Origin of the sequence: uncultured Gimesia sp. (assembly GCF_937910335.1) — a bacterium.
In the GTDB taxonomy this organism is placed as follows: Bacteria; Planctomycetota; Planctomycetia; order Planctomycetales; family Planctomycetaceae; genus Gimesia.
Map to the genome: position 1 here is coordinate 1 of NZ_CALEMX010000070.1, position 3,695 is coordinate 3,695.

3 protein-coding genes are annotated in these 3,695 nt (G+C 44.6%); 2 read left to right on the forward strand and 1 reads right to left on the reverse strand.

Translation table 11 applies throughout. The features are described from left to right. A partial coding sequence (locus tag Q0668_RS02775) for an asparagine synthase-related protein (protein WP_298859699.1) occupies window positions 1-1,073 on the forward strand: 1,073 nt, incomplete at its 5' end. 152 nt (window positions 1,074-1,225) lie between these two features. Continuing rightward, window positions 1,226-2,152: a radical SAM protein gene (locus Q0668_RS02780; RefSeq protein ID WP_298859701.1), complete on the forward strand. Its 927-nt coding sequence runs from the start codon at window positions 1,226-1,228 to the stop codon at window positions 2,150-2,152. A 14-nt stretch (window positions 2,153-2,166) separates the two neighbouring features. Here Q0668_RS02780 and ligA read toward each other — a convergent pair. Then, window positions 2,167-3,695 (reverse strand): NAD-dependent DNA ligase LigA (ligA, locus tag Q0668_RS02785; protein ID WP_298859703.1); only part of this gene is annotated, 1,529 nt, incomplete at its 5' end.

Below are 3,695 nucleotides of genomic sequence, written 5' to 3' on the forward strand. Positions count from 1 at the left end.
GAATTGATGAAATTTATGCGTATCTCAAAAACGAAGGGCTTGATGACCAGTTTCACCCTTCTTACACACGCATGGTGCCGGCACACCATATTCTGGAACTTCAATTAATCGGCTGCCCCGACCCCAATCCGAAAACAACTCGATTTCTGAATCCAAATCGAAATTGTCTTACAAACCAATTGGATGATATCGGAAATCTATATATCGGTGCTGTCTACAAGGAAATTAATAAGTGGCTCGACACCATTCCTCAGCAGGAACCGCTGGGAGTTCTCTTTTCCGGTGGCATTGACAGTGGAGCTCTTTTCATCCTTCTATACCATGCACTGATCACGCGCAATGAATCGCCCTCCCGCATGAAGGCCTTTACACTTTCGATTGATGGAGAAGGCACCGATTGTCAACAGGCTTTCCAATTCCTGGACCAAATGAATCTGAGTTTCTTCCTTGAGATTCTCGAAGTTCCACAAAGCTGTTTACAATATGAAGAAACCATCAAAGTTGTGGAAGACTATAAGCAACTCGATGTTCAGGCAGCCACAATGACTTATGCCTTATGCAGGAAAATCCGTGAACTGTATCCACGTTGGAAGTATTTAATTGATGGCGATGGAGGCGATGAAAATCTGAAGGATTATCCGATAGAAGCCAATCCCGAATTGACCATTCGAAGCGTACTCAACAATACAATGCTTTATCAGGAAGGCTGGGGAGTAGATGCCGTTAAACACTCTTTAACATACTCCGGCGGCCAAAGCCGAGGACACGTTAGAACATATGCACCCGCGCGAAGCCTCGGTTTTCAGGGATTCAGCCCTTATGCTTTGCCAAACGTTATCGAAATAGCAGAAGGAATTCCCTACATCGAACTGACGGACTGGGATCACAAAAAACTTTATGCACTCAAAGGTGATATCGTATGCAGGGGCATCAAACAAATCACAGGCATTACCATGCCCGTCTATCCAAAACGTCGTTTTCAGGAAGGCAGCCTCAATAACGATTCTTTCCAATCCGTTTTCTCTGAACCTGAAAGCGTTTATCGGCAAGCTCTTTTATCCCTTTATGAATAACGAAAACAGATTACCATTCTAAGGTGCGATGCCTTAGTAAATCTCTCCATTGTAAGCATATCTGACAAACGAAGTTTTCTCGAAACGATCTGATGCACAGGTAATCCCATCCGGGGTCATTGAAGATTGGAATATTCAGATCGGCCTAAATTATGAATCTTTCAAATCCCCCATATACCGATCAGAAAATCCTCGCTGCAAGACCATCTAAAAACCAGGTTTCAGAACAGTTGCCCTACGCTTTTTTAAATGAAACAGAGTGTAGCGCAGATGGCTCACTTGCAGAAATCTCGACCATCTTTCTTACAAATCGCGAGTGCCCTTTTCATTGCCTGATGTGTGACCTCTGGAAAAACACAACGAACCACACCCTCAGCCCCGGCATAATTCCACACCAGATAGAGTATGCCCTCGCACGACTGCCTCCATCCAGACAAGTGAAATTATATAACAGTGGCAATTTTTTTGATCCCAAAGCAATTCCCCGAGAAGATTTTTTACGTATTGCCGAATTAACTCTGCCTTTCGAGAGAGTCATCGTCGAAAATCACCCCCTGCTCTGTAATCAATCCTGTCTGGATTTTCAACAGTTAATTTCCGGACAACTGGAAATCGCATTAGGACTGGAAACCATTCACAAACAAGTATTACAGTCACTAAACAAGAGGATGACACTGGATGACTTTTCAAAAGCAGTTGAGTTTTTAAAAAATCATTCGATTCAAACCAGAGCTTTTATCTTGCTGAAACCCCCTTTTATGGAAGAACAGGAAGGCATTGAATGGGCCATTCGCTCAGTCGAATACGCCTTTTCACAGGGAGTGGAATGCTGCTCTCTAATCCCAACCCGCTCAGGTAATGGGATTCTCGAACAACTCGAACAAGCGGGACAGTTTTCTGCTCCACAACTCTCTTCTATCGAAACCGTATTCGAAGCCTGCCTGAAACTCAAACGAGGCAGAGTATTTATGGATCTCTGGAATCTGGAGCAGCAATATCAAAACGAAACCAATCTGAAACAAAGACTGGAACGCTTAAAAAACATGAACCTTTTACAGAAAATTCCGATTGCGGAATAGTAAGCCTTCTTCTCTCAATCGGTTTCATTCACCATTTTTATAAATTCTGCTTCCGATAAAACAGGTACATTCAACTCTTGCGCCTTGGTCAATTTACTACCTGCTTTTTCACCAGCCAGAAGATAATCGGTTTTCGCGGAAACACTTCCCGATGCTTTTCCACCATGCTCCTGAATCAGCTCTTTGGCTTCATCCCTCGTCAAGCTTGACAAAGTTCCAGTCACAACCAGCGTTTTCCCATCGAAGATTCCTGCTGTTGTTTTTGTCTGTTTTACAGGACTTCCCATATTCAGTCCCGACGTTTTCAATTCACGGATGAGTTGAAGGCCATAATCCGAGTGAAAAAAAGTATACACAGACTCTGCAATCACGGGACCAATTTCATCAACCGCCGCCAGGTCTTCAACACTCTGATTGGCAATCTCATCCATCGTTCCAAACTGTTTTTCCAGGATACGCGCATTGCTGGTACCCACATGCCGAATATTTAATCCCGTTAACAGTCGCCAAAGCGGTTGCGTTTTCGATCGCTCAATACCTGCCAGTAAATTTTCAATCGATTTATCGCCTTGACGCTCCAACTTCACAAGTTGCTCATAATGATCCTGAAGTCGATAAACATCAGCCAGACCGCTGATCAATTTCTGATCGAGCAGTTGCTCAATCATTTTGATTCCCATCCCTTCAATATCCATCGCCTGACGTGAAGCATAAAAACGTAAGGTTTCACGTATCGAAGCAGGACAAGTCGGATTCGGACAGCGAATGTAGACTCCACCTTCATCTTTAACTAATGTTGCCTTGCATTCAGGACAGTCGACTGGAAACTTAATTTCCTGCTGACTCCCATCGCGACGATGCTCCTCTACGCGAACGACATGCGGAATAATTTTCCCGGCTTTCTCAACCACAACCCAGTCGCCAATCTGTATCCCCAATCGTTCCATCTCATCACGATTATGCAGACTGGATCTGGATACCGATGTCCCCGCAATCTGCACAGGCTCCAAATTTGCCACAGGAGTCACCGTACCGGTTTTACCCACTTGAAAAACGATCGAATCCACTTTGGTGACCGACTCATAACGTTCCCATTTATACGCGGCGACCCAACGTGGACTTTTTGATGTATTGCCCAGTAATTCCCGCTGATCAAAACGATTGACCTTTAAGACAATGCCATCAACTTCAAAATCAAGTGTATGCAAATCATCCATCATCGACTGCGCATGCTGCAATGTCGTCTCCAGATTGGGAAACGCCTCGACATTGGGGGTGGCGGGAATCCCCATGTCTTGAATGGCATCCAGATAATTGATGTGGGTCTGATAATCAATCCCTTCGACCGCGCCGATCCCGTGAGCAAAAAAACGAATTTTGCGTTTTGCACTCAATTTGGGGTCCAGCAGCTTTAATCCTCCTGCCGTGGTATTCCGGGGATTCGCAAAAGGCTCTTTTCCCTGCCGTTGCATTTCCACATTCAGAACTTGGAAATCAGAATTGCTGATAAATGCTTCACCTCTGATTTCCAGTAATTCAGGCG

Excerpts from the sequence above, each read along its gene's own strand:
- Q0668_RS02780 (WP_298859701.1), top strand. The coding sequence starts at position 1,226 with ATGAATCTTTCAAATCCCCCATATACCGATCAGAAAATCCTCGCTGCA.